At 68.6% G+C, this 24,730-nt stretch carries 21 protein-coding genes; 6 read left to right on the forward strand and 15 right to left on the reverse strand.

The features are described 5' to 3' along the window. Positions 1 to 35: 35 nt before the first annotated feature. On the reverse strand, positions 36 to 2,729 hold the full coding sequence (locus ASG37_RS03235; RefSeq protein WP_235525109.1) for a TonB-dependent receptor: 2,694 nt from the start codon (positions 2,727 to 2,729) through the stop codon (positions 36 to 38). Positions 2,730 to 2,982: 253 nt separating this feature from the next. Between ASG37_RS03235 and ASG37_RS03240 the strand changes: the two genes are divergently transcribed. Next, positions 2,983 to 3,669: an acid phosphatase gene (locus ASG37_RS03240; RefSeq protein ID WP_055756002.1), complete on the forward strand. Its 687-nt coding sequence runs from the start codon at positions 2,983 to 2,985 to the stop codon at positions 3,667 to 3,669. Here the strand turns inward: ASG37_RS03240 and ASG37_RS03245 are convergent. Then, positions 3,653 to 6,409 (reverse strand): TonB-dependent receptor, encoded by a 2,757-nt coding sequence (locus tag ASG37_RS03245; RefSeq protein ID WP_055756004.1) that lies wholly within the window; start codon positions 6,407 to 6,409, stop codon positions 3,653 to 3,655. The two genes, ASG37_RS03240 and ASG37_RS03245, sit on opposite strands and share 17 nt — an antisense overlap. Before the next feature lie 85 nt (positions 6,410 to 6,494). Between ASG37_RS03245 and ASG37_RS03250 the strand changes: the two genes are divergently transcribed. Continuing rightward, positions 6,495 to 7,586 (forward strand): SPL family radical SAM protein, encoded by a 1,092-nt coding sequence (locus ASG37_RS03250; protein ID WP_055756006.1) that lies wholly within the window; start codon positions 6,495 to 6,497, stop codon positions 7,584 to 7,586. Next, entirely contained in the window at positions 7,583 to 8,080 is a 498-nt protein-coding gene (locus tag ASG37_RS03255) for a metallophosphoesterase family protein (protein ID WP_055756008.1), read from the forward strand. The genes ASG37_RS03250 and ASG37_RS03255 overlap by 4 nt, the downstream gene beginning before the upstream one ends. A 12-nt stretch (positions 8,081 to 8,092) precedes the next feature. Here ASG37_RS03255 and ASG37_RS03260 read toward each other — a convergent pair whose 3' ends face one another. From ASG37_RS03260 to ASG37_RS03310, 11 genes are all read right to left on the reverse strand, one after another. Next, a complete protein-coding gene (locus ASG37_RS03260) occupies positions 8,093 to 9,037 on the reverse strand; it encodes an FAD:protein FMN transferase (protein ID WP_235525110.1) in 945 nt (314 codons plus the stop codon). A 29-nt stretch (positions 9,038 to 9,066) separates the two neighbouring features. After that, a complete protein-coding gene (locus tag ASG37_RS03265) occupies positions 9,067 to 9,912 on the reverse strand; it encodes a DUF4198 domain-containing protein (protein ID WP_055757250.1) in 846 nt (281 codons plus the stop codon). Positions 9,913 to 9,934: 22 nt separating this feature from the next. Next, on the reverse strand, positions 9,935 to 10,423 hold the full coding sequence (locus ASG37_RS03270; protein ID WP_055756011.1) for a DUF2271 domain-containing protein: 489 nt from the start codon (positions 10,421 to 10,423) through the stop codon (positions 9,935 to 9,937). A gap of 17 nt (positions 10,424 to 10,440) precedes the next feature. Beyond that, the gene (locus ASG37_RS03275; protein ID WP_055756013.1) at positions 10,441 to 11,112 is read right to left on the reverse strand and encodes a PepSY-associated TM helix domain-containing protein; all 672 of its coding nucleotides are present in this window, start codon (positions 11,110 to 11,112) and stop codon (positions 10,441 to 10,443) included. A 104-nt stretch (positions 11,113 to 11,216) separates the two neighbouring features. Further along, positions 11,217 to 11,894 (reverse strand): response regulator transcription factor, encoded by a 678-nt coding sequence (locus ASG37_RS03280; protein ID WP_055756015.1) that lies wholly within the window; start codon positions 11,892 to 11,894, stop codon positions 11,217 to 11,219. Next, positions 11,894 to 14,563, reverse strand: coding sequence for a sensor histidine kinase (locus ASG37_RS03285; protein ID WP_055756017.1), 2,670 nt, complete (start codon positions 14,561 to 14,563; stop codon positions 11,894 to 11,896). Before ASG37_RS03285 ends, ASG37_RS03280 begins: the two co-directional genes overlap by 1 nt. Next, positions 14,563 to 15,147 (reverse strand): potassium-transporting ATPase subunit KdpC, encoded by a 585-nt coding sequence (gene kdpC, locus ASG37_RS03290; protein WP_055756018.1) that lies wholly within the window; start codon positions 15,145 to 15,147, stop codon positions 14,563 to 14,565. The genes ASG37_RS03285 and kdpC overlap by 1 nt, the downstream gene beginning before the upstream one ends. Before the next feature lie 12 nt (positions 15,148 to 15,159). Next, positions 15,160 to 17,196: a potassium-transporting ATPase subunit KdpB gene (kdpB, locus tag ASG37_RS03295; protein ID WP_055757252.1), complete on the reverse strand. Its 2,037-nt coding sequence runs from the start codon at positions 17,194 to 17,196 to the stop codon at positions 15,160 to 15,162. A gap of 13 nt (positions 17,197 to 17,209) precedes the next feature. Then, positions 17,210 to 18,913: a potassium-transporting ATPase subunit KdpA gene (gene kdpA, locus ASG37_RS03300; protein WP_055756020.1), complete on the reverse strand. Its 1,704-nt coding sequence runs from the start codon at positions 18,911 to 18,913 to the stop codon at positions 17,210 to 17,212. 13 nt (positions 18,914 to 18,926) lie between these two features. Further along, positions 18,927 to 19,016 carry a K(+)-transporting ATPase subunit F gene (gene kdpF / locus ASG37_RS03305; RefSeq protein ID WP_055756022.1) on the reverse strand — a complete coding sequence of 30 codons (90 nt, stop codon included), beginning with the start codon at positions 19,014 to 19,016 and terminating at the stop codon, positions 18,927 to 18,929. Positions 19,017 to 19,129: 113 nt separating this feature from the next. After that, positions 19,130 to 19,987 (reverse strand): TorF family putative porin, encoded by an 858-nt coding sequence (locus ASG37_RS03310; RefSeq protein ID WP_055757254.1) that lies wholly within the window; start codon positions 19,985 to 19,987, stop codon positions 19,130 to 19,132. 226 nt (positions 19,988 to 20,213) lie between these two features. Here ASG37_RS03310 and ASG37_RS03315 point away from each other — a divergent pair, with 226 nt between their 5' ends. Both ASG37_RS03315 and ASG37_RS03320 read left to right on the forward strand, forming a co-directional pair. Further along, entirely contained in the window at positions 20,214 to 20,564 is a 351-nt protein-coding gene (locus ASG37_RS03315) for a hypothetical protein (RefSeq protein ID WP_055756024.1), read from the forward strand. Further along, positions 20,557 to 21,633: a DUF1176 domain-containing protein gene (locus ASG37_RS03320; protein ID WP_055756027.1), complete on the forward strand. Its 1,077-nt coding sequence runs from the start codon at positions 20,557 to 20,559 to the stop codon at positions 21,631 to 21,633. Before ASG37_RS03315 ends, ASG37_RS03320 begins: the two co-directional genes overlap by 8 nt. A gap of 31 nt (positions 21,634 to 21,664) precedes the next feature. Here the strand turns inward: ASG37_RS03320 and ASG37_RS17550 are convergent, their stop codons facing one another. Beyond that, positions 21,665 to 21,844, reverse strand: coding sequence for a DUF6440 family protein (locus ASG37_RS17550; protein ID WP_156349029.1), 180 nt, complete (start codon positions 21,842 to 21,844; stop codon positions 21,665 to 21,667). 233 nt (positions 21,845 to 22,077) lie between these two features. Between ASG37_RS17550 and ASG37_RS03325 the strand changes: the two genes are divergently transcribed. Beyond that, entirely contained in the window at positions 22,078 to 22,575 is a 498-nt protein-coding gene (locus ASG37_RS03325) for a hypothetical protein (protein WP_055756029.1), read from the forward strand. A 64-nt stretch (positions 22,576 to 22,639) separates the two neighbouring features. On the opposite strand, the gene ASG37_RS03330 is transcribed toward ASG37_RS03325, so the two are convergent. Continuing rightward, positions 22,640 to 24,712, reverse strand: coding sequence for a catalase (locus ASG37_RS03330; RefSeq protein ID WP_055756031.1), 2,073 nt, complete (start codon positions 24,710 to 24,712; stop codon positions 22,640 to 22,642). Between the last annotated feature and the right edge of the window lie 18 nt (positions 24,713 to 24,730).

Genomic DNA, 24,730 nt, shown 5'->3' on the forward strand with positions numbered 1-24,730 from the left:
CGGGCGGGACCGCCGCAGCGGCCCCGCCCGGGTATTCAGAAGGTGACGCGCACCCCGCCGAGGACGGTCGCCCCGGAATGGGTCGACACGTACAGACGCTTCGTCGAGTCCGAATATTGCCGTTCGCGCTGATCGGTCAGGTTGATGCCGTCGAGCGTCAACTGCATTCCCGGCACGATGGTATAGCGCGCCGAGAAATCGACATAGAAGGTGCTCTCATAGCCGGTGATGTCCTGATCCTTGCCCAACGTGCTGAACACCGGCGACGCGCTGAAGACATAGGGGCTGCGATAATTGCCCGAGACGCGCGCGTTGAAGCGATCGTCCTGATAATAGAGCGTCGCATTGGCGTTGACCCGGCTCAATCCCTCCAGCGTCGTCCGCGTGCTGCCGGGGATGATCGTCGCATAGTCGAACTTGGAATCGATCAGCGTCAGGTTCAGCACCGTGCCCAGATGATCGAACGGCGCGGGCAGGAACGTGAAGTCGCTCTGCCCCGACAGCTCCAGACCGGTGATGTCGGTCTTGCCGATGTTCACCGGCCGGCTGAACGAGGCGACGTTGGTCGTGTCGGTCAATCCGGGCAGCAGGCTGGTCGGCAGGCCGGTGGTGGCAAAGGCGACGTTGTTGATCGTCCGGTTGGTGATGAAGCCGTCGAGCTTCTTGTGGAACAGCGCGGCGGCGACATAGCCGACCTTACCGAAATAGCGTTCGATCGACAGGTCGAGGTCGGTCGAGCGATAGGGCCGCAGGTTCGGATTGCCGATCGATACCGTCACTTCGCCATTGTCGCGCGCCACGCTGCCGTTCACCGCCAGCGATCCGAGGCCCGGCCGGTTGATGTTGCGTGCGGCGGCGGCCCGGACGATCAGCCCGCGTGCCGGTTCAACGACGAGGTTCATCGCCGGCAACACGCCGTCATAGTCGCCGCGCACCGTCACTTGTCCGACATTGGCGACACCCGACGAGATCACGTCGGTACGGTAATAGCGGAACCCAGCATTGCCGCGGAACGGCAGCGCGCCGAGCATCTGGTCCCAGTCATATTGCACGAAGCCCGCGCCGGTGCGTTCCTCGACAGTGAAGACGTTCTGGCGCGTGCCGAGATAATCGGCGCGGTTGACGCCCAGCGTCTGCAATGCCTTGGCATAATCGACGACGGTCCAGTCCTGTCCGGGATAGTCGCGATAGGTGCGGGCATAGGCGGCGATGTTCGAACTGACCGCGCCCGACCGGAATTGCGGCAGCAGCACGTTGTCGACGCCCTGACCATAGCCGCTGTTGCCGAACCGGCGCCATTCGCCGCCGACGCTGATCGTGCCGCCGGGCATCACGTCCCAGCCAAGCGAACCCTTGGCATTGTCGAACGCCGAATCCTGATAGCTGGCGCCGATGTTGATGTTGCGCGCGTGCCAGCGCGTGGCATCGGCGGTGTCGTACTTATAGGTGTTGACCAGCGAATAGGTGCCGCCGCGATAGTCGGACACCACGTCGCCATAGGTTTCGAGGTAGAATTTGTCGCTGAGGGGGATCGAGAAGCGCGACCGCTCGACACCGCCCAGCGCGGTCAGCCGGACGCCCGGTGCCACTTCGGCGTCGCCGCTCAGCACCAGTTGCCTGAACACGTTCTTCGTGTCCTGCCGCCGCGTCTCGGTCGCGGTGTTCGCGCCGCTGACGTCGAGGTACACGACCTCGCGCTGGTCGTTATACTGGAGCGCGTTGATGGTGGCGTTGGGATAGGTGACGCCGGCAAAGGTGCCGCCGCCGCCCAGCCACGTCGAACCGCCACCACCGCGCGAGGCCAGATGGGTTTCGAACCGGTCGCCGCTGAACCGGCCGTACAGACCGTCGAGCGTCACCGTAGCGTTCGGCATCGGCTTCCACTGGATCGATCCGGTCAGGCCGATCCGCTCCTGCGTGCTGTCCCATACCGACAGGCGATTGCCCCGCGCGAACCGCAGCGTGCCCGATCGCACCGCCGCCTGATCCTCGGCCGACAATTTGGCGATGTTGCTGCCGGCGGCATTGTTCAGCCGCCAGCGATAGGTGTCGAACCCTTCCTCGCGCGTCTGGCGGCGGCTGTACGCCCCCGACAGCAGGATGCCGACATCGCCCCAGTTCTGCGACACCAGCGCGGTGAAGCGGGGCTGCACGTCGCGGGTCAGGCTGTTGGTGCCGATCTGTCCGCCGACGGCCGCTCGAAAGCCCTTGTTGTCGAACGGTCGCGCGCTGAACAGCCCGACGGTTCCGGCGAGCCCGCCCTCGGTCTGGTCGGCGGCATAGGATTTGCGGACGTCGACCCGGCTGAACAGTTCGGCGGCGAACAGGTTGAAATCGAACGCGCGGTCGCGGGTCGTCTGTCCCCGGCTGTCCTGCGGCGAATCGACGTTGCCCAGCACTTCCATGCCGTTCAGTTGCACCCGCGCGAAATCGGGGCCGAGGCCGCGCAGGCTGATCCGGCGTCCTTCGCCCGCCTCGCGGTTGATCGCGACGCCGGGCAGGCGTTGCAGCGCTTCGGCGAGGTTCAGATCGGGGAAGGCGGCGATGTCGGTCGCGGCGATCGAATCCTGAATGCCGGTCGCGCGACGCTTCATATCGCGCGCCTGCGCCAGCCCGGTGCGATAGCCGCTGACGACGATCTCGTCGGCGGCACCCATGTCGGTCGTATCGCCCGGCGCGACCTGCGCCAGCGCCGGTTGCGCGCACAGGATCAGCGCGGTGGATGCCATCCACCGCCAGCTATTGTTCTGCATGAAAATCCCCCAATCAAACCCCGGTATCGTCCGGCATCGAACGATTGACTGGGAAGAACATCGACTGGTTCGGGTGGGGACAAAGAAATTTGTAAAATTTTTGTGACAGTTATTGCAGTTTTGTTACCGGATATAAGTCATCGATACGAAGCCCGTAATGTAACAGGACTGTCCCCGACTGATAGGAACGATACTCTACCGTTCATACAGACAGCAGCAGGTTGGATCGATGTTCGTTTATCTACTCGCCATCGCGGCGGTTCAGCCCGGCTATCTCACGCCGGCGCAACGCTTGGACCTGACCGCGATCCTGCCCGGGCCGCCCCTGGCCGGCAGCGCGCGGGCCGATGCCGATGCGCGGATCTTCGCGACCGAACGCGGCGCGCCCGACGATGCGCGCTGGCGGCTGGCGGCGGTCGACGTGTCGTCGGACCTGCCCGAGCGTTTCGCCGACGCGATCGGCTTTCGGCTCGATCTGGCGCGACTGCCCGCGACGCGGCGGCTGCTCGACCGGTTCGGCAGCGACCGGTCGGCGGCGATCGGCCAGGCCAAGGCACATTGGCAGTCGCGTCGGCCGTTCGTGGCAAGCGCCGCGCCGATCTGCGAACCACGGACGGCGGCGCTGGCGGCGAACGGCGACTATCCGTCCGGCCATACCGCGCACGGCTGGGCCTTCGCGCTGGTAATGGCGGAGCTGTTGCCCGACCGCGCGCAGCCGATCCTCGCCCGCGGGCGCAGCTATGGCGCGAGCCGCTGGATCTGCGGATCGCATTCGTGGAGCGCGGTCGAAGGCGGATACCTCGCCGCCGCCGCGATCGTCGCCCGCGACCATGGCGAGGCGGCATTTCGCGCCGACCTGCGCCGCGCCGCGCGCGAACTCGCCCGCTATCGCCGGCGGCTCAGAACCGCCAGTTGATCGCCGCCTCAACGATGCGGCCCTGCTGGGCACGGCCGACGAAAATTTCACCGGCGGGGGCGCGGACCTCACCGCCGATCGCATCGCCTTGCATCACCGCGATCGCATCGAACAAGTTGGTCGCGCGCAGTCGCAGCGTCAGTTCGTCCCGCAACCGCCAGCGCGCGCCGATGTCGATCAGTGCGAACGGCGGCAGCGGCAAGGTGTTGGCATCGTCGGCATAGCGCCGCCCCATCGCCGTCGCATCGAGGTCGAGGGTGATCGGCAGGCCCGGCACGTCGCCGACCAGTCCGATGCGGGCCATCGCATAGGGCACCCGACGCGGGGTCCGCCCGCTCAGATCGGTACGGACGACCGTGCCGTCGATCTGTTCGTCGACGCGATAGTCGATCAGTCGCGGGTCCTGCAGCGTCGCGGCCAGGTCTATCCCGATCGACGGTGCCACCCGCCAGTGCGCATCAATCTCCACGCCGATCGTCCGCGCCCGTGCCCCGGTCCGGTCGGGGACGATCGCACCGCTGTGCGGATGGACGACCAGCGTGTCGATCGCGATCCGGGCGAAGCGGCTGGCGAACAGCGTCGCATCCACCGACACCCCCGCGGTCCGCCACAACAGGCCCAGTTCCTGCTGGTCGACCTGCGTCGTGCGGCGGGGGTCGGCATCGGCGCTGCGGAACAGGCCGGGGTCGGGCATCCGTGTCGCCCGCGTCGCCCGCGCGAACAGGCCGATCGTAGGGGTCGCGCGCCAGTGCAGCGCCGCCGTCGCGCTCCCCCCGGCGACCCGCGCACGGGCCGGCCGGGTCTGCCCAGATGGTACGACCAGCGCATCGTCGGCGATCGTCGCGGGATCGCCCCCATCGATCCGGACGGGCTGCGCGATCGTGGCGTTCATCGTCAGCCATTCGTGACGCAGCCCGGTGTCGAGGCGCAGGTGCGGCGTCAGGTTCCATTCGTCGGCGGCGAACAGCGCGGCCGTCCGCTGCCACGCGTCGATCGCCTCATAGGTGCTGCCGCGGCTGAGCAGGCCATGGTCGGTCAGACTGCCGATCGTCCGCCCGTCGCCGTCGATCGCCACCAGATCGAGCAGCCGCCCCTGGCCCCGCGCCTCGACCAATGCCCGCGCCACCGCCCGCGCAAACCGCCAGCGATAGGCGACGCCGTAGCCGCCGAACGTCAGGTCATGCCGCCCGGCGAGATCGACGGTGCGGGTGGCGGTCATCTCGCCGATCGTTTCGCGCAGGCGAACATCGGCGGCGACGGGGTTGATCGTCTCCACCAGATCATTGCCGGGCAGCGCCGCGAACGGACTGCCGTCGACCGTCCGGCGCAGCGCGACGCCAGCCAGCGCCGGAAAGGTGGCCGCAAGCCGTGGCACGGCGGCATCGAGCACGGCCCGCGCGCTTTGCGGCACGCCCGAGGTCGACAGCGCATAGCGGTTGGTCCGCGACATTCGCTGTCGCCCGCGCCACGTGACGCGCCAGTCGCCGACCGGCAGCACCATCGTCGCCGTCGCCGCGACCAGCCGATTGCGATTGTTGCGCGCAACCGGACGCACCCCCAGCGCCGCGAAATCGACCCGCGCCAGGTCGGGGCCGAACCACGAATCCTGCCGTGGATCGAACCCCGGCAACGGCGTCACCTTCGTCCCGATGCGGCGCAGCGGGAGCGAGGAGACGTTCAGCGTGTCGTCGTCGAGCAGCCGTACCGCCAGCGTCAGCCGGCCGTCGCTGCCGATCGGGCGGTCGGCGCGAAGCCGCGCCTGCCATCCGCCCAGCGTCGTCGCGATCCGCCGGACCCCCGGATCGCGCGACACGCCGCCGCCCGCGATCACCGACCAACGGCCGATCCCGGCGTTGCGATAGCCCTCCAGCCGCAGCAGCCCGCGATCATTGGCCGTCACCCGCGCCGCGCCGCCGCCACCGGCCGTTGGCGCACGGGTACGAAGGTTCAGGATGCCCCCCGGCGCGTTGCTCGCGAAGATGGCCGACGGCCCCCCGCGCACATAATCGGCGCTGTCGATCATCAGGTCGGGGCGGACGAACTGGTCGATGTCGCTCCACGGCAGCGTGTCGTGCTGCACCGGCAATCCATCCTCCTGCACCGCCAGCGCCTGATACCCGTCGAGTGGCAGGCCACGCACCCGGACGGTATTGGCGGCGGTGCCGGCCGATGGATCGACCCACAGCCCGGGCACCGTCGCCAGCACCTCGGCCAGACTGTCGGGTTGCCGCCGGGCAAACGAGTCGGCATCGATATGCGTCGCGGAATAGCTGCGATCCTGTGCCGGCCGTGCGGTGACGCCCCGCCGCCCGGTGACGACGATGTCGGCCACGACCGGAACATCGCCGGGACCGGATGGAGCTGCCGCCAATCGCAACCGCTGTGGCGGTGGCACGGCGGCGGCGCGGACGACGATACCATGCGCCTCGCGCCGGCAATCGAGCCGCGCCGCGCCGCACCACCGCGCCAGCGCCCGCGACAACGCCATCCGCCCTTTCAACGGCGGGCCGGTGCGCCCCGCCAGATCCTGCGGCCGCGCGACCAGCGGCTGGTCGGCGCTGCGCGCGATCGCCCGTAACCCCGGTCCCGCCGGCCCGCGCGGCAGGTCGACGACGATGACCGGATCGTCGGGCGCGGCGATCCCCACCAGCAGCGCGATCAGCGGCACCATCGTCCCCGCCCGTCCATTCCCGATCGTCCGTCGCCCTGCATCGCGCGGCGGCGCATAGCGCCGGATCATTACGCCGGTATGGCGTCGGGCCAGATTTCGATCGAGGCCGAACCGGGCGGCCGGACCATCCCGGAGCGCCGATCGTTCACCGTCGATGCCCATCGTCCCCGAACCCGCAAGTGATTCGCGCACCGGATGGCGGCCACGCCGCCTCCTCCTCACCCGCGCGGCACGGGCGTTCGCCCATGGTCGCGCCATTGCCGAACGGGCGGCGGCGATCGGCGGGATCGAGATTGTCGAATTGCCGGGCGACCGCCTCTCGCTCGACCTGCCCGACGATCCCCGCCGCGCCTATGCCGCCGCCAAGTCGACGCTCGCGGTTGTCGTCGCGCCGCCGTCGAAACGCCGGCTGCAACCGATCGCGCCGAGCGCCGACTGGAGGGTCGACCTTGCCGAAGGATGCCCGGCACATTGCGGCTATTGCTATCTTGCCGGATCGTTGAAGGGGCCGCCGATCACCCGCGTCTATGCCAATCTCGACGAGATACTGGCCGTCCTGCCGGACCATATGGGGCAGGGGACGATCACCTCGCGCGACCGGCACCGCGCGCACGAAGGCACCACGTTCGAGGCATCCTGCTATACCGATCCGCTGGCGCTGGAGCCGATCACCGGTTCGCTGTCGGCGACGATCGCGTGGTTCGGCCGGTGGCAGGCGCCGGTGCAACTGCGCTTCACCACCAAGTTCGCCGACGTCGCGCCGCTGCTGGCCATCGACCACGGCGGCCGTACCCGGATGCGGGCGTCGATCAACCCGCGCGCCTTCGCCCGGTTCGAGGGCGGCACGTCGCCGGTCGCGGCGCGGCTTGCCGGGCTGCGGCGGATGGCGCTGGCGGGATACCCGGTCGGGCTCACGATCGCGCCGATCCTCGCCATGCCGGGCTGGCGCGAGGCCTATGGCGCGCTGATCGACGATGCCGCCGCCGCGCTTGGCGGAATCGCCGATCTCGACCTGACCATCGAACTCATCACCCATCGCTTCAACGCCGGATCGAAGGCGGTGCTGGAGCGCTGGTATCCCGGCTCGGCGCTCGACATGACGATGATCGGTCGCACCACCAAAACCACGAAGTTCGGCACCGAGAAACAGGTGTATGATCCGGCGACGATGCGGTCGCTGCGCGGCTTCTTCGAGGAACGGATCGCGGCCGCGCTGCCGGCGGCGCGCGTCCTCTACTGGACATGACGGTCTTCTTCACCGCCGACACCCATTTCGGCGATCACCGGACGATCAATATCCAGCGCCGCCCGTTCGACAGCGTCGCCGCGATGGATGCGTGCCTCATCGAACGGTGGAACGCCGTCGTCGCGCCCGACGATAGCGTGTGGCATCTGGGCGACGTCGCCCGCCGTCCGGCCGACGTCCCCGGACTGCTCGCCCGGCTGCACGGCACCAAACACCTGCTGCGCGGCAACAACGATCCCGACGCGACCACCGCCGCTACCGGCTGGGCCAGCGTCGGCGACTATGCCGAGATCGCGGTCGACGGCCACGCGCTGGTCCTGTGCCATTATCCGTTCCGAAGCTGGCATGGGCAGCACAAGCGCGCGATCAATCTTCACGGGCACAGCCATGGCCGGCTGAAGCCGTTGCTGCGCCAGTTCGACGTCGGTGTCGATGTCCATGGTTTTGCCCCGGTCACGCTGGCGACGTTGCTCGCGACCCGCCCGGCGCTATGACGCGACGATCCGCTACGCCAGCATCGCCGCGAATGCGGGGGTAAGGGTTTCGCGCAGATCGTCCCCGTCGCGCACCACGATCCGGGCGGCGATGCGCATCGCCGCGATCAGCCGGTCGTCGGGCCATGCGATGGTGATCGCGGTCGCCAGCGCATCGGCAAGCGCGGCGGTGGCGGCGATGACGCTCACCGCCGCCACGCCATTGGTGGCAGGATGACCGCTGCGCGGATCGATCGAGTGCCGTCCGCGCCGATAGTCGCCCGAGGTCGCCACCGCGTACTGATGCAGCGCGACGCGGATCGGGGGCAGGGCGATGCCGGGCGGGTCTTCAAGGTCGACCCACCACGGATCGCCATCGGGGCGCAGGCCACGCCCGACCAGTTCGCCGCCGATCTCGACGAGGCAATGGCGGATGCCATGGCCGGCGAGACAATCGGCGACGGCATCGACTGCATGCCCCTTGGCGACACCCGACAGGTCGAGCGCCAGTCCGCCGGGTTGGCGCAGGCGCCGCCCGGCGGCGTCCCATCGCAACCGCCGCCATCCCGAACCGGCGCGCGCTGCCGCGATGGCCGCTCCGCCGGGCGAGGGTTGCGGCCCCGGCGGGCCGAACCCCCACAGGTCGACGAGATGCCCGATCGCCGGATCGAACGCGCCGCCGCTCGCATGGGCGATCCGCAGCGACAGGTCGATCACCGCCGCGAAATCGTTCGGTAGTTCGACGATCGCGCCAGCAGGCGACGCATTGAAGCGACACAGCGTCGACGTGCCGTCCCAATGGCTCATCTGTCCAACGAGGTCATCGAGACGGGTGTCGATCGCGCGCCGTATCGCTGCCGGATCGGCTTCCTCGGGCAGCGCGCAGCGCACGCTCCAGCCGGTGCCCATCGTCCGTCCGGTCAGCGTCACCACCGACGCGCACGGATTATGCGTTACCAGCATCGCCGCGTCGGGCATGACCGGCAGCGCGATGCGCGGGAGCGGGGTCAGGGCGTCATCACCTCCAGCGTGGTGACATAGCCCATCCGCCGTGCCGTAGCGCGCGGCACGGTGGGCTTCGCATCGTCATGGGTGGCGTTCAGCCAGTACATGCCCGCCTGCGGCCAATCGAGAGCCAGCACCCCGTCCGCGCCGGTGGTGAGTTCGCGCGCACCCTCGGCATTGCGATAGCGTTTGCCGCCGGGCACCACCGTGACCTTCAGCCCCGGCGCGGGCCTGCCGTCGATCAGGAAGCGGAACCGCGCGGTTTCGCCCGCGACCAGTTCGTCGGGATGGGTGAGGTAATCGATCTCCAGCCCCTTGCCCACGGGCTTCAGCACGGCACGGGTCGGCTCGCCCGCCGTCACGAAAATCTCGTTGCGGTTGCTCGTTTCGGTCAGCGTCACGTCGGTTGCATTGGCGGGAATGTCGGCGACGGTCAGCGGCGGGCGGCGCACGCCGTCCGGCCCCGGCGGGCCACCGCGTCCACCGACGCGCTTCTCCTCGCCGTTCACCTTGAAGCTGCCCATCAGCCCCGACATCTCGGTCCCGATCTTCCACGTACCCGGCTTGTCGAGCTTCACGTCGAACACCGAGCGATAGCGGCCGGTCGCGCCGTTCTGCACCTGTCCGGCGGTGCCGTCGGGTTGCCAGACCTTGACCCCGTCGAGGCGGCCGGGCTGGTGATCGGCGTAGAACAGGTCGTTCGACGCGGCGAAATCGACTGTGACCCAGCTATCGGTGCCCGAAAACACCGTGCCCGACGGCAGCAGCCACAGGCGGTGCGCGGACACGCCGGCGGGGATCAACAGGAGAACGGCGGCGGCGAGCAGGCGCCGGGCGAAACGGGGCATCAGCGGTTCCTTGGTCAAGAGGTCAGCGGGCGGCGATGGTGACGGCACCCAGTTCGTGCGATCCGCTGGCGCGGGCCGCCTTGGCGGGTATGGTCAGCGGCACCTGCACCAGTTCGCGGCCGCCGGTTTCGCGCGCCGCCTCGACGTTCAGCACATAGGGGCCGGGGCGAAGGTCGGCCGGCAGCGGGATGCTGTGGGTGCCCGGTGCGCGGGTCGCGCCGCTGATCCCGTCGGCGGGCAGGCGCAGGCTGCGTCCGCCCTTGCGCCACCACGCCCGCAGATCGGCCAGCCATTTGGTCCCCGGTTCCGCCCCGGTCTTGCGGACATCATACCACAGCGCCAGCGTGCGCGGCGCGCCGCCACCGGCGGGTTCGATCCAGATCGCGACATAGGGGCGGTGATATTCGGCGACCGACAGGCGCGGGATGGTGACGCTGACCGTTCCGGTCGGCGGCGCGGGCGCGGCGGCGACGGTGGCACTGCCCAGCACCGCGAGGGAAAGGATACGCATCGGGCAAGCCCCCTTCGTCAATGAATCAGGAATAACGCGAGCACGACCGGCAGGACGATGCCGGTCGCGACCAGTGGCCAAGTGGTCGGGCGCCGCTTCGCATGGAGTTGCAGCAGCAGCAGCCCGGTGATCGAGAACAACACGCACGCGATGGCGACGACGTCGATGAACCAGAACCATGCCGTCCCGGCGTTGCGGCCCTTGTGCAGATCGTTGAGGTAGCTGATCCAGCCGCGATCGGTCGTCTCGGCACGGATCGCGCCGCTGGCCCGGTCGATGCTGACCCATGCGTCGCCGCCGGGCCGGGGCAGCGCGACATAGGCTTCGCCATCGGACCATTCGACCGGGCGGTCGGCGACGTTCAGGCCCACCGCCTGCTCGACTGCGGTGGCCACGGCGGATGGCAGCACCGCTTTCGCGCGCGCCGCGGGTTCGAGCGACGCCGTCAGCCCGGCGGGCAGGGTCGCGCTACGTTCGGCGACGACCGGTTCGGCGGAGATCGACCCCGCGTGGTTCAGCGTGATGCCGGTGACGGCGAACAACAGCATCGCCGCCAGCGCGACGCCGGCGCTGATCCAGTGCCATGCGATGATCTGCTTCGCCCACCACGCCCGCCAGTTGCGCGGCCGCCTGCGCGGACCGGCCGATGTCCGTACCCCTCGTTCGGCGTGAAGATTGCTGTTGGTCATCTACCCCTCTGCACCGCAATTACTGCGACCTATTATCATTAGCAAGCGGTGATACAGGGTTGTTTGGCGGCTACAGCCGACCGGATGGCGTCGGTCGTCGCTCGTCACGCATCGGGGCGAAGCCGATAGCCGACGCCCAGTTCGTTGGCGATCAGGCTACCCATCGGCCCCGGAGTTTCGAGCTTTTGGCGCAGGTTGCGGATGACGATGCGCAGATATTCAACCCGTGGGTCTTCGTCGCCGCCCCATGCGGCGGTAAGGAGGCGGTCGTGCGTCACGACGCGGCCGAGATGTCGCGCGAGGACGGCGAGGACGTCGAATTCCTTGCGCGTCAGATGCAGTTCGCCGCCACCGCGCGATACGATTCGCCGGTCGAGATCGATGCCCACATCGCCGCAGCGGACGACCTTCGGCGTCGTTTCCGGCGATTGGCGATGGCGCAGCGCCACGCGCAGCCGGGCGAGGAGTTCCTGCGTATCGAACGGCTTGGTCACGAAATCATCGGCGCCAAGGTCGAGCGCGGTCACTTTTTCGTCCACGGCGTCGCGCGCGGAGACGACGAGGACCACGGCCGGCCGCAACAGCGGGATCAGGCTCAGCCCGTCGCGGTCGGGCAGCCCCAGGTCGAGCAGGATCGCGTCGGGATGTTCCGCCGCCGCCTGCTGCAACGCCGCCCGGCCGTCCCCCGCCTCGATCACCAGATAGCCGGCGTGGAGGAGGGTGTTGCGCAACAGGCGGCGGATCGCGGTTTCGTCATCCACCACGAGGATTTTGGCAGGCATCAGACAAGCCCTTCGGGTGCGGCATCGCGGACGATCAGCGCGGCGGGGAACATCAGCGCGAAGACGGCACCGGTCCCGTCGTCGCGATTGGCGGCTTCGACGGTCATGCCCATCGCCTCGGCGAACGCCTTCACGATGGCGAGGCCAAGGCCGGTCCCGCCGACGGCGCGGTCCGACCCTTCGAGGCGGCGGAACGTCTCGAATACCTCCGCCTCGCGGCCGGGCGGCAGTCCGGGGCCACGATCGGACACCAGCAGGCGCAACTCGCCGAAGCGGTGCCGCCCCTCGATGACGATCTCGGTCCCGCTGTCGCCATAGCGGCCGGCATTGTCGAGCAGGTTGAGCAGGCAATGGTGCAGAAGCTGCGGATCGGCGCGGACCAGCGGCAGGTCGGGCGGCACGTCGAACCGGACCGGATGGCCGGCCAGCGCGCGCCGCGCGTCATGCGCGGCACCGCTGACGGCTTCCTCAAGGTCGACCGGCTGGATGTTGAGCCTCAGCGCGCCGGCCTCGACCCGCGCCATGTCGAGCAGGTTGGCGACGAAACGGTTGAGCCGCGCGGCCTCGGCCTTGATCGTGCCGATCAGTTCGGGAGTCGCGCCATGATCGAGCTGGTCGGCGGCGGCGATCACCGCCGTCAACGGCGTGCGCAGGTCGTGGCTGACCGACGACAGCAGCGCCGCGCGCAGCCGGTCGCGAGTCCGCACCGTCTCGACATCGCGCATCTCGACCTCCAGCCGCAGGCGTTCGAGGACGAGCGCCGACTGGTCGAGCAGGCTGCCGAGCAACGGCAACTGATCGGGCCGGACCGGATCGGCGGCCGAATCCTTGGCGATGCCGAGGACGCCCAGCACCCGCCCGCCGGCCTTCAGCGGGCGGAACAGCCATTCCGACGCCGCCAGCGTCCCCGATCCCTTGCCCGCCGCCGTGCCGGTGTCGAGCGACCATGCGGCGGCGGCGGTGTCCATGGTGCCAAGGCGATAGCCGGGGTCGCTCGCACCAAGGATTTCGAGCGTCCGGTCGGCCCCCGGCACCATCAGGATCGCCTGCACGTCGAGCAGCCCGCGAACATCGTCGCAGATCCTCTGCGCGGCAACGCCGATGTCGTTGACGCTGGTGATCTGGCGCAGGAAACCGGCCAGCGTCGCGTTGGTGCGGGCGCTGGCGGCGGCGAGATCGGCCTGCGCCCGGACGCGCGACGTCAACTGGCTGGTCGCGACCGCGATGCCGAGCAGGACGACGACCGACACCAGATTTTCGGGGTTGCTGATGCTCAGCGTGCCGACCGGCGGCAGGAAGAAGAAATTATAGGCGAGGCTGGAGGCGATGCCGGCATAGACGCCGGTGCGCAGGCCATAAAGGCTGGCCGCCGCCATGACCGGCAGGAGATAGAGCAGCGCGACGTTGCCGAGGTCGAGGATGCGGAACAGCGCGCTGGCCACCGCGGTGATCGCCGCGACCATCACGGTCGTAAAGGCATAGCCGGCGGGCGTCCCCCATGGTGCCGGCCGCCGCCGGCCGCGCGCCGCCGGATCGGCGACCACCGGCAGGACGTGGACGGCGACGCCGGGCGTGTCGCGGATCACGCGATCGACGACCGATCCGTGCAGCAGTTCGAACCAGCGCGACCGCCGCGATTTGCCCATCACCAGTTGCGTCGCACGCGCATCGGCAAGGAAGCTCTGGATACCGGTCACGACATCGGTCGCCGGCACGGTCGCCACCGCCCCGCCGAGCTGGGTGGCGAGGGTCATCGCCGCCGCGATCCGCCGATGTTCGACGTCGGAAAAATGCGCGGTGCGCGGGGTTTCGATGAACAGCGCGGTCCATGGTCCGCGCAGGCCATCGGCGACCCGTTTGGCGGCACGCACCAGTGTGTTCGAACCGGGCAGTTCGTTGATCGCGACGACGATCCGGTCGCCGCCCGCCCATGTCCCGCCCAGCCCCAGCGCGCGGACGTCGTCGAGCATCCGCGCGTCGACCGCCTGCGCCGCGCGGCGCAGCGCCAGTTCGCGCAGCGCCGACAGGTTCGATTTCGAGAAGAAGTGCGACAAGGCCCGTGTCGCTTCGTGCGGCAGATAGACCTTGCCCGCGCGCAGCCGATCGATCAGTTCGTCGGGGGGAATGTCGACGACCTCGATCTCGGCCATTTCCAGCACGAAATCGGGCACGGTTTCGCGGACGCGGACCCGGGTGAAGCTGGCGACGACGTCGTTCAGGCTCTCGACGTGCTGGATGTTGACCGTGGAATAGACGTCGATCCCGGCGGCCAGCAGTTCCTCGACATCCTGATGCCGCTTGGCATGGCGGCTGCCCGGCGCGTTGCTGTGCGCCAGTTCATCGACGAGGACGAGACGCGGCGCACGGGCGAGGATCGCGTCAAGATCCATCTCGTCGAGGCTGCGCCCTTCATGGGCGACCGGGCGACGCGGCACGATCTCGTGGCCACGGGTCAGCGCCTCGGTTTCGATCCGGCCGTGCGTCTCGACGATGCCGACGACCACGTCGGTGCCGTCGCGCCGGCGTGCCGCCCCTTCCGACAGCATCTCGAAGGTCTTGCCGACGCCGGGGGCGGCGCCCAGAAAGATCTTCAGCCGGCCGCGACCCTCCTGCGCGGCGGCGCGCAGGAGGGCGTCGGGATCGGGGCGGCCGTCACCCGGACCCGCCATCAGCGTGGGCGCGCGCCGGGCAGGGCGTCGAGCGCGCGATTGAGCGCCAGCACGTTGACATGGGCGTCGCCGAGCACCGGCGTCCCGGTCGTCGCCGCCACCAGCGCGCGGACCCGATCGACCGGCAGGCCCCGGACGCGGGCGATGCGCGGCACCTGCGCCAGCGCGGCGGCAGGGGACAGGTCGGGGTCGAGCCCCGACCCGCTGGCGGTGACGAGATCGGCGGGGAGGGGACCTGCCACGCCCTCGGCGCGCCGCGTCGCGACATCGGCCTTCACCCGGTCGGCCAGCGCCTGCGAAGCTGGGCCGAGGTTCGATCCCGACGAGGCGAGCGCGTCATAGCCCTTGCCCGCCGCCGATGGCCGTGTCTGGAAATAGCGGTCCGACGTGAATGCCTGTCCGACGACGGTCGATCCGATCACCGTGCCGCGTGCGTCGCGGACGAGGCTGCCGCCGGCCTGTGCCGGGAACAGCATCTGGCCGATGCCGGTCATCGCCAGCGGATAGGCGATCCCGAGAAGCAGCGCGAACAGGATCGTCATCACGATCGCGGGTCGCAGCGCGGAAGAGAAATCCTTGCCCATGTCGATATTCCTTTAGGCGAGACCAAGGCCGCTGACCAACAGGTCGATCAGCTTGATGCCGATGAACGGGGCGATCAGGCCGCCCAGACCGTAGATCGCGAGATTGCGGGCGAGCAGCGGGCCGGCCGCCATCGGGCGATAGGTGACGCCGCGCAGCGCGAGCGGCACGAGGCAGGGGATGATGACCGCGTTGAAGATGATCGCCGACAGGATCGCGCTTTCGGGCGAGCCCAGCCGCATGACATTCAGCACGCCCAGCCCCGGATAGAGGACGACGAACATCGCCGGGATGATCGCGAAATATTTCGCCACGTCGTTGGCGACCGAGAAGGTCGTCAGCGCGCCGCGCGTCATCAGCAACTGCTTGCCGAGCCCGACGACCTCGATCAGCTTGGTCGGATCGCTGTCGAGGTCGACCATGTTGCCCGCCTCGCGTGCGGCCTGCGTGCCGGTGTTCATCGCCACGCCGACGTCGGCCTGCGCCAGCGCCGGCGCGTCGTTGGTGCCGTCGCCGCACATCGCGACCAGCTTGCCCCCTTCCTGTTCCTTGCGGATCAGCGCCAGCTTGTCCTCGGGACTGGCCTGCGCCAGAAAATCGTCGACCCCGGCCTCGGCGGCGATCGCGGCGGCGGTGAGCGGGTTGTCGCCGGTAATCATCACCGTGCGGATACCCATGGTGCGCAGTTCGCCGAAGCGTTCGCGGATGCCCGCCTTCACCACGTCCTTCAGGAAGATCGCGCCGAGCAACCGTCCGTCACGGGCGACCGCCAGCGGGGTGCCGCCCGCGCGTGAAATCTCGTCGGTGATACGGCGCAGTTCGGTCGCCGCCGCCGTCTGTCCCGCACCCGGATTGGCGCGCAGGATCGAATCGACCGCGCCTTTCTGGATCAGCGACCCGCCGATGCGCACGCCCGAAATCCGGGTCTGCGCGGTGAATGCGATCACCTCGGCATCGTCGGGCAGCGCGGTCGTCGTCACCTGAAACCGCTGTCGCGCCAGCGCCACGATCGATCGGCCCTCAGGCGTTTCGTCGGCAAGGCTGGCGGTCAACGCCGCCTCGGCCAGTTCGGCGTCGCCGGTGCCGCCGACGCTACGGAATTCGGATGCCTGTCGGTCGCCGATGGTGATCGTGCCGGTCTTGTCGAGCAGCAGCACGTCGATGTCGCCCGCCGCCTCGACCGCGCGGCCCGATTTGGCCAGCACGTTGAAGCGGACGAGCCGGTCCATCCCGGCGATGCCGATCGCGGAGAGCAGCGCGGCGATCGTGGTGGGGATCAGCGTGACGAGCAGCGCGGCGAGGATCGCCACCGGTATCCCGCCGCCGGCATAGCGCGCGAAGCCGGGAATGGTGGCGACCGCGATCAGGAAGATGATCGTCAGCCCGACCAGCAGCAGCGTCAGCGCGATCTCGTTCGGCGTCTTCTGCCGCTCGGCCCCCTCGACCAGCGCGATCATCCGGTCGAGGAATCCCTTGCCGGGTTCGACCGTCACCTTCACGCGGATCTCGTCGGAAATGACGCGCGTGCCCGCCGTCACCGCCGAACGATCGCCGCCCGCCTCGCGGATCACCGGCGCGCTCTCGCCGGTGATCGCCGCCTCGTTGACCGAGGCGACGCCGGAGACGACCTCGCCGTCCGACGGGATCAGGTCGCCGGTTTCGACCAGCACGACATCGCCGACGCGCAACTGGCTGGCCGGGACGTCGTCCCATGCGCGGCCGGCTCCGGTCAGCCGCTTGGCGGTCAGGTCGGCCTTGGTCGCGCGCAGCGACGCGGCCTGCGCCTTGCCGCGCCCTTCGGCCAGCGCCTCGGCAAAGGTGCCGAAGAGCACCGTCAGCCACAGCCAGACGACCAGTTGCAGCTTGAACGCGGTGGTGAGGTCGTCCTGCCCGATCACGAGCAGGACGGTCATCAATGCGGCGACCACGGCGGTGACGAACATCACCGGATTGCGGACGAGGTCGCGCGGGTTCAGTTTGACGAACGCCGCCCGGCAGGCCGGCAGGACGAGGTCGGCGGTGAACAGGCTGTTCGATTGGGTCTTTGCCATCATGGCCCCCGTGTCAGGACAACTGGCCGCGGATCATCGCTAGATGATCGGCGATGGGACCGAGCGCGAGGCCCGGCAGGAAGGTGAGGCCGCCGAGGATCAGGATGATGCCGACCAGCAGCCCCACCCACAGTCCGCCCGTCGTCGGGAACGACCCCGCGCTTTCGGGCGTGTATTTCTTGGCGGCGAGGCTGCCGGCGATGGCCAGCATCGGCACGATGATGAAGAACCGGCCGACCCATATCGCCACCCCCAGCAGCCCGTTGTAATAGGGGGTGTTGGCGGTGAGGCCGGCGAAGGCCGACCCGTTGTTGGCGACCGCGCTGGTGAAGGCGTAGAGGATCTCGCTGAACCCGTGCGGCCCCTTGTTGAGCGGCCCGGCCAGCCCCTGTTCCAGCACCGACGACAGTGCGGTGAGGCCGAGGATCATGAGCGGCAGCACCGCGATGGCGAGGACGGCCAGCTTCACCTCGCGCGCCTCGATCTTCTTGCCGACATATTCGGGGGTGCGGCCGACCATCAGCCCGGCGACGAACACCGCGAGAATGGCGAAGAGCAGGAAGCCATAGATGCCGGCACCAACGCCGCCGATCACGACCTCGCCCAACTGCATGTTGAACAGCGGGACCAGCCCGCCCAGCGCGGTGAAGCTGTCGTGCATCGCATTGACCGCGCCGCACGACGCGGCGGTGGTGACGACCGAGAACAGCGCGGAGGCGGCGATGCCAAAGCGGACCTCCTTGCCCTCCATGTTGCCGCCCGCCACACCGATGCCGTGCAGCACCGGATTGCCCGCCGCCTCCGCCCAGTAGGTGACGGTGGTGCCCGCGAGGAACAGGATCATCATCGCCGACAGGATCGCCCAGCCCTGGCGCGTGTTGCCGACCGCCTTGCCGAACGTCCAGGTCAGCCCCGCGCCCAGCACGAAGATCGACAGCATCTGCACGAAATTGGTCAGCGCGGTCGGATTTTCGAACGGATGCGCGCTGTTGGCGTTGAAGAAGCCGCCACCGTTGGTGCCGAGCATCTTGATCGCTTCCTGGCTGGCGACCGGTCCCAGCAGGATCGACTGGCGAGCGCCTTCCAGCGTCTGCAGGTCGACGACGCCGGCCAGCGTCTGCGGCACGCCGCCGCCAATGTAGACGAGCGTCAGCACGACACAGGCCGGCAGCAGCAGGTAGAGCGTGATCCGCGTCATGTCGGCCCAGAAATTGCCGATCGCCTTCGCCTGCGCGCGGGCGAAGCCGCGGAACAGCGCGAAGGCGAGGGCGATGCCGGTCGCCGACGACAGGAAATTGAGGACGGTCAGCCCCAGCATCTGGGACAGGTTCGACATGGTGCCCTCACCGGCATAGCTCTGCCAGTTGGTATTGGCGACGAAGCTGATCGCGGTGTTGAACGACAGATGCTCGCCGACCCCGGCCAGCCGCTGCGGATTGCCCGGCAGCACGCCCTGCAACCGCAATACGCCATAGGTGAAGAACGTCAGCAGCGCGTTGAACGCCAGCATGTGCACGGCATAGCGCCGCCAGCCCTGTTCCTCGGCCGGGTCGATGCCCGACAGCCGGTAGAAGGCACGCTCGACCGGTCCGAGCAGGCGGTGGAGCGGCGTGCGGCGGCCTTCGTACAGCGCGAAGAGCCACAGGCCGGCCGGTTTCGTCAACGCCAGCAGGACGCCGGCGAAGGCGAGGATCAGGAGCCATCCCTGAATGGTCACGGGTTCGCCTCCTTCAGAAACGTTCGGGGCGGAGGAGAACCGCCACCAGATAGACGAGAAGGCCAAGCGCGGTTATCGCCGCCAGCCACAGGTCGGGAGTCATCGCGGTCTCCCTCAGGCGTTGTCGCACAGGCGAACATAGGCGAGCGTCAGCGCCACCAGTCCGGCCATGATCGCGATCCAGAGCAGATCCTGCATATACGGTCCTTTCGGGGTTCAGAAGGCAGCGGTCAGCGCGACCAGCAGCGTGTCGCCGGCGATGGTGCCGGTGCCGTCCTGGCCCCGGCTGAAGCCGGGGCGGAGGTAGCGGGCGTCGCGGGACGAAATGTCGGTGCCGACATAGCCGACGCCCAGCGTCAGGTTGCGCCATGTCGCATCGACACCCAGCGACCAGTCCCAATAGGCGCCGGTCGGGGCGACGGCGGTGGCGTTCGGACCCAGGCCGTCCTGTCCCCGGCTATGCCCGAGATGCGCCTTGGCCATGATCGGCGTACCCGCCACCGCCACCGCCAGCGCGCCGTCGCCCCACAGGTACAGATTGTCGTGCTTGGCGCCGGGGTTCGTATAGATACCGGCGGCGGCATCGGCGCCGGTGGCGTACCATTTGCCGATCGCCTGCTGGGGCGGCGCATAGGCGGCACCGGCGGTGAGCGTCGCCGGGCCGGCGGTGCCGGTCAGCTTGACATAGGGTTCGGCGAAATCGGTCTTGTCCGCGCCGCCGGGATACAGATACCAGGTGAGGCCGACGTCGAGCACGGCATCGTCGGCAAGCCTGGCCTTGTAGCCGCCGATCAGGTCCAGTTCCATGTTCGCGCCGCCGAACGTCCCCCATCCGGCAAGGTTCGAGGCCCATAGGCCGATATATGCCCCGCTCTCATGCGCGACGGTCATCCCGCCCTGCACCGCCATGCCTCCGTCCGACTGCGACACGCCGCGAAACCGGTAATCGGAAGCGATGGTCGCCGATCCGCTGACGGTGATCGCAGGCGGCGGTGCGGCCGGCAGCGACTGCGCATGCGCGGCGATCGGCAACGTCGCGCATGCGACGGCCATGGCCGCAGGACGGAAGTTCATCATGACACCCCTTGCAGACGGCACCGTCCCGTGACGGGCACCTTCAGGGCGTTGCGATTAGGCGCATGCCGCGTAGCAATTCGAGATCGATTCCGGCAAAAGCCGTATAGCGCGCATATAGGCGACGCATTTTATCCGTCCGTACCGGTTCTCCCAAGCGACGCTCGATCACCCTGCGTCGGCGAGGGACCATGGCGGCGGGAGACTTTCTCAACGGGAGAAGCCGATGTTCATCATCTGGAGTGGCTGGGGCGCGCTGACGATTGTCATCGTGGTGGCGGTAACGATCGTGGTGGGTGCGATCGGACAGTTGCTGCTCACGGCCATCGGCTATCCCGGCTGGGCGTTCGTCGCGGTGAGTATCGGCCTGTTCTCGGCGGCGGCGGTCAACTGGATCGTCGGCAGGCGAATGAACGCGACACCGCCGCGCGAACTGGTCGACCCCGCGACCGGGGAGCGCGTCGTGCTGACCCGGACGCACCGGCTGTTCTGGATCAGGATGGAATATTGGTCGTTTCTCGTGGCGCTGCTGGGCTTCGTCCCGTTGCTGGCGCTGCCGGGAGCGCTTCATGGCTGACCGGCTCGCGCGATCGATCCTGCTGCTGCCGCTCGCGTTGTGCATACAGGGACCGGCGGCGATGGCGGCCACCGACGCACGGCCGGTCTATCGTGAGATCGGCGACTGGCTGCTCGCCTGCGACAATCTGCGCAACTGCGTGGCCCGGGCGGCGCGGGACCCGGCGGCCGCGCCGGTGGCGGGCGACGACGCGGAGGTCCGCATGGACATCGCTCGCGATTCAGGACCGAACGGCGCCGTCGCGGTCCGGTTGCAGGCGGAGCATCGGATCGATCCGACAAGCATCCATATCGGCACACGGCCGCCGCCACGGGACCTGCCGTGGCGGACCGGCGGCGATGGGCAGGACGCCTCGCTGACCGGGGAGCCGGCCCGGCGGTTCGTCCGCGCGATCGTCGATGCGCCCGCACTGATGCTGGCCCGCGCCGGACCGGCGCAGATCAGCCTGCGCGGGCTGGCCGCCGTTCTGCTGGCGATGGACGAGGCGCAGGGGCGGGTGGGCAACGCCAGCGCGCTGGTCCGCCCCGGTCCCGGCCCGGCCGGCCTGACACCGCCGCCGATGCTGCCGCCGCGTATCCGGGTCGGTCCACCCGCGCCGGCACTGGCCGATGCGCGGCGTCTGGCGCGGGCTGTCCGGCGCGGACAGGCCACCATCATCGCCGCGCATGAATGCGATCGGTTGCCGGACGACGATGCGGCCTATCCGCTCACGCGGACGGAGGCGATCGTCGTCCTCGGCTGTGGCCGGTTCGCCTATCAGGCGTCGGTACTGCTGTTCCGTACCCCGCGCGACCGGCCGGCGGCGGCGACGCTGCTGACGCTGCCCGACCCGCCCGCCGCGCGTCCGACCGACCCGGCCAGCGCCGGGGAATATGTCGAGGGCGATTATGATCCGGCGACCCGGACCTTCGTTGAGGTTTCGAAAGGCCGGGGCATGGCCGATTGCGGCAGCGCGACCGAATGGACCTTCGACGGCACGGCCTTCCGCGTATCCGCCTTTCGCTGGCAGGATCGTTGCGCCGGGACGACACCCGGCGAATGGCCGGTACTCTATCAGACGAGGCGGTAGGCCTAGGCGGACGGAGAAGACGAAACCAGTATCAGCTACCGCACATCGGGCGACCATCGGCCTTCAACCTCGGGGTCAGGCTGCCGGTTCGCCGCCGGCCCAATGCCAGATACTGGCAGCCGGTTTCGGGGTCGCGCCAGACCCGCACCCGTTCGTTCCCCGTGCTACGGCGAAGCACCTCGGCTTCGGTCGTCGCAGTGTTGTCCGGCACAGACCGGGACGAATCGAACTTGTCACAGCCGGCAAGCAGCGACGTCAACAGACAAAGGGCCAAAGCCGCGCGCATCAATTCCCCCCGCCATCGGCACATCCGATGATGCCAGCCTATGGCCTGGGCCGTTCCGGCGCAAGATCGGGCCATGCCCATGATTCTGCCGCCAGCGGCACAAAGAACGAACGGTGTCTTGCCATCCGACTCCGCCCTGCCGCATAGTGCGGCCAGCGATGCCGATCCGTCCCGAGCACACCTATCTCTATCCGATCGATTGGCGACATATCTCGCATTTCGTGAGGTTCGTGCGCGCGAAGGGTTGCTGCGAACATTGCGGCCGGCGGCACCTGCAACGGGTGTTTCACATGGGCGACGGCCGATGGTGGGATGCCGACCGGCGCTACTGGCGCAACGGGGAGGGGCGGCGGGTGCGCCGTCCGACCGAGGACATCCTCCACGCCGGGCGATGGACGTCGGTGGTACTGGCCTGCGCCCACCTGACCCATGATCCCAGCGACAGCCGGTTCGAGAAGCTCGCCGCGCTGTGCCAACGCTGCCACATGATCCACGACGCGCCCGAGCATCGCCGCCGCCGCTGGATGAACGCGCACTATCGCCGGGCGCTGGGCGATCTGTTCTACGGGCCTTATCCCGAACGCGGCGCCGACTGGATCATGCCGACGCCCGCAAGCATGCTCGACGATCCCCGGTTGCTCTACCTGCGAGTGTAGGCTGCCCCGGAAGCATCGGGAGTAAGGTGCGTGGCGAGCCGGCACGACCGGCTCGCCACCCGGATCACGCCAGCGTACGCACGCCGGGTTCGCGGGCATAGAAGCGCCGCGCCGCCGCAGCGACGAAATCGTCCTCCACCCCGACGATCCCGTCGTCGGGTTCGACGCCGGCCTTGTCCAGCAACGGTTTCGCGCCCGCACTCGCGCCGATCGCCTTGAGGTGGCCGAAGGCGTCCATGACGAACTGCACCGCCGCCGCTTCCTTCAACAGCGTGCGACAGCCTTCATCGGACACGATCACCGCGACCGCGTCGAAGATTTGGCTCGGAGTGCCGGCGAGTTGGCCGTCGGCCTTGCGCTTCGATCCGTCGGCCAGCGTCGCGCCGCCGACCTTGGGCGCGACCAGAACCGGCTTGCCCTTCGCCGCCTTGACCGCCGCGACCAGCGTGTCGATCGCCGCGCCGTCGCTGCCGTCGGTGAACAGGATGCCGACGCTGCGTCCTTCCAGCGTCGTCTTCATGTTCTTGTGGATCGACAGCGCGTCGGACGGCGCCATGTCCACCGGCTCGCGCGCCGCTGCCGCCTTGTCCGGCAGGTCGATACCGAGGCCGTCGGCGACGCGCTTCGCCAGATCCTCGTCGACGTTGCGCAGGTTCGCGACCATCCGCGGCGGCACCTGATCGAGCACACCGACCTTCGACAGTTCGAACACGAACGACGATGCGATATGCGCCTGCTCGCTCTCCGTCTGCGAACGATAGAACAGCCGCGCCTGGCTGTAGTGATCGGCGAACAGCTCGGCCCGGACGCGCAGCTTGTCGCCCTGTTCGTCGGGACCGGTCGCCGCGTTCACCGTGGCGAAACCGCGCTCGATGCTCTCACGGGGGCCGCCGTCCTCGCCATGCGCGGCAAGGCTGTTGGGTTCGTAATTGGCCCGGCCCTTGGGCACCTGCGTCTGCATCTTGCCGTCGCGCTGGAAATTGCCGAACGGGCAACGCGGCGCGTTGATCGGGATCTGGTGGAAGTTGGTCGTGCCCAGTCGCGAATTCTGCGTGTCGAGATAGCTGAACAGCCGACCCTGCAACAACGGATCGTTCGAAAAGTCGATGCCCGGCACGATGTTGGTCGGCAGGAACGCGACCTGTTCGGTTTCCGCGAAGAAATTGTCGGGATTGCGGTTCAGCGTCAGCGTGCCGATGATGCGCACCGGCACATCGTCCTCGGGGATCAGCTTGGTCGCGTCGAGCACGTCATAGGGTTGCGCCTGGGCAAACGCTTCGTCGAACACCTGAACGCCGAGGTCCCATTGCGGAAACGCGCCGGTATCGATCGCTTCCCACAGGTCGCGACGCTGATAGTCGCTGTCGGCGGCCTGAAGCTTCAGCGCCTCGTCCCAGATCGTCGATTGCAGGCCGAGTTTCGGCTTCCAGTGGAATTTGACGAAGCTGGCCTTGCCCTCGGCGTTGACCAGTTTGAAGGTATGGACGCCGAACCCCTCCATCGTGCGGAATGAGCGGGGCAGGGTACGGTCCGACATCGCCCACATCAGCATGTGCGTCGTCTCGGGCATCAGGCTGGCCCAGTCCCAGAAGGTGTCGTGAGCGCTGCCCGCTTGCGGATAGGCGCGGTCCGCCTCCATCTTCACCGAATGGACGAGGTCGGGAAACTTGATCGCATCCTGGATGAAGAACACGGGAATGTTGTTGCCGACGAGGTCCCAGTTGCCTTCGCGCGTGTAGAATTTCACCGCGAAACCGCGCACGTCGCGCGGCGTGTCGACCGATCCCGCGCCGCCCGCGACCGTCGAGAAGCGCACGAAGACCTCGGTCTGCTCGCCCTTGGTGAATACCGCCGCCCGGCTCAGGTCCGATAGGTCGTCGGTCGCCTCGAACACGCCATGTGCGCCCGAACCGCGCGCGTGGACGATCCGCTCGGGGATGCGTTCGTGATCGAAGTGGAAGATCTTCTCGCGGAGAACGAAATCCTCCAGCAGCGTCGGTCCCCGCGCACCGGACTTCAGGCTGTTCTGGTTGTCGCTGATCGGTACGCCGTGGTTGGTGGTCAGGACGGCGTCGTCACCGGTTGCGCGCTGGTGCGTCTCGCCGCCCTTGCCGATCGCTGTGTTCGTGTCGCTCATGTCGATCCTTCGTTCCCC

This window comes from Sphingomonas sp. Leaf407 (assembly GCF_001425385.1).
GTDB lineage: Bacteria > Pseudomonadota > Alphaproteobacteria > Sphingomonadales > Sphingomonadaceae > Sphingomonas.